Origin of the sequence: Micromonospora sp. NPDC048843 (assembly GCF_040649965.1) — a bacterium.
In the GTDB taxonomy this organism is placed as follows: Bacteria; Actinomycetota; Actinomycetes; order Mycobacteriales; family Micromonosporaceae; genus Micromonospora; species Micromonospora hortensis.
The window spans coordinates 1-1,389 of the sequence record NZ_JBEZGJ010000370.1 but is presented as its reverse complement, the minus strand read 5'-3'; the positions used below and the strand labels follow the sequence as shown (position 1 = coordinate 1,389).

Genomic DNA, 1,389 nt, shown 5'->3' with positions numbered 1-1,389 from the left:
TTCGGGCTTCAGCAGCAGTGCGCTGAAGCGGCACCGTCGACGCCGCTCACCCACTCCCCCAGCGCATTGGATGCTCTACTCGGCGGCGCGGTCCGTTTACCGCGTGGCTCGTCCGCACGGTGAGATCAGGGGCCGATCACGGAGGACATATGAATCAGGTTGTTTTCGTCACCGGTGCGACCGGCCAGCAGGGCGGTGCCGTCGCGGACCGACTGCTGCGGGACGGACCGCCCTGGATTCGCACTCCCAGGAGGTGCGGTATCACCACGTGGTCGAGGCCGAACGGCTGGCACGCCTGGTCGACGACTACCGCTGGCGGCACAGCAACCAGACCCTGGCCACCGCACCGCGCCCCGAGGCTCTGCGCGCGGCGCTGCTCGACCTGATGCACGAAACGGATTCCCTGCGCGCCGAGCTGCCTCCCACCGGACCCGGGCACGACGAAGCCGTTCTGGTGTCGATCTACGCGGTGCGCTTGTCCGATCTCGTCCTGGACCGGACTCCGTGATTTCGGCCGCTGATCCCGGCCCGACCGGCGCTAGTCACGATAGCCGGAGCGCCGCCAGATCCCGCTGTCCTGGAGTTTGCGCACCTGCTCGTCGATGACCTGCTTCTGATACCACTCGTGTCTGCCGGGCGTCTCGTCCAGATACAGGTTCTTCGGATAGATCGGATTCTCGTAGATCAACTGCGCCGCTTCGGTGCGAATGTCCTTCACCCAGTTGGTGACCTTCGCCGACTCCCGGTGATACCGAAGCGCCTCGATATCGATCGTCGCGCCGATATAGGTCGAACCGTTGCTGTCGCGCTGCCGGCCGATGACCCGCCCCATGTAATCGACGAACAACGAGTTGCCGCCACCGGCGTCGATCGGAGTGGTCGATTGGGCGCCCATGTAGATCGGGCCGATATTCGGACTCAGCACGAAGAAATTGTTCTCCAGCGCCCGCGCCCGACTCGATATCTCCAGCACGTCGCGTTGCACGAACGGATTGGGCAGCGAGGCCCGGTAGACGACCTCCGCGCCGTTGAGCGCGAGCCCCCTGCCGTTCTCCGGGAAGATGCCCTCCATCGCCATCATGACACCGAGACAACCGATTTCGGTGTCGACGGTGGGCCAGAACGCCTGCAGCGTGCGGCCGTATTTCTCGATCCACCAGTCGAAGAGATCGTGCGGCGACGTGGACCGTTCACATGCTGCCAGCGCGGTCATCTTGTAGTGCTTCAAGATGATGTCACCACGCGGATCGATGACGATACCCACATTGAAGAACAGATCGTCCCAGTCCTCGTGCCGCGCCTTGGCCTGTGCCATCACATAGACATTCATCGATCTGGCGAGTTCGGCGAGCCGATCGGTCTCCGGTCCCGGGATCTCGATCGCGTGAT

At 63.9% G+C, this 1,389-nt stretch carries 2 protein-coding genes; one reads left to right on the top strand and one right to left on the bottom strand.

Annotated elements, in window-relative coordinates; all coding sequences use genetic code 11:
* Positions 1 to 268 precede the first annotated feature (268 nt).
* Positions 269 to 508 carry a hypothetical protein gene (locus AB0C20_RS36150; RefSeq protein WP_357569716.1) on the top strand — a complete coding sequence of 80 codons (240 nt, stop codon included), beginning with the start codon at positions 269 to 271 and terminating at the stop codon, positions 506 to 508.
* A gap of 30 nt (positions 509 to 538) precedes the next feature.
* Here the strand turns inward: AB0C20_RS36150 and AB0C20_RS36145 are convergent.
* Positions 539 to 1,389 (bottom strand): nitrilase-related carbon-nitrogen hydrolase (locus AB0C20_RS36145; RefSeq protein WP_357569715.1); only part of this gene is annotated, 851 nt, incomplete at its 5' end.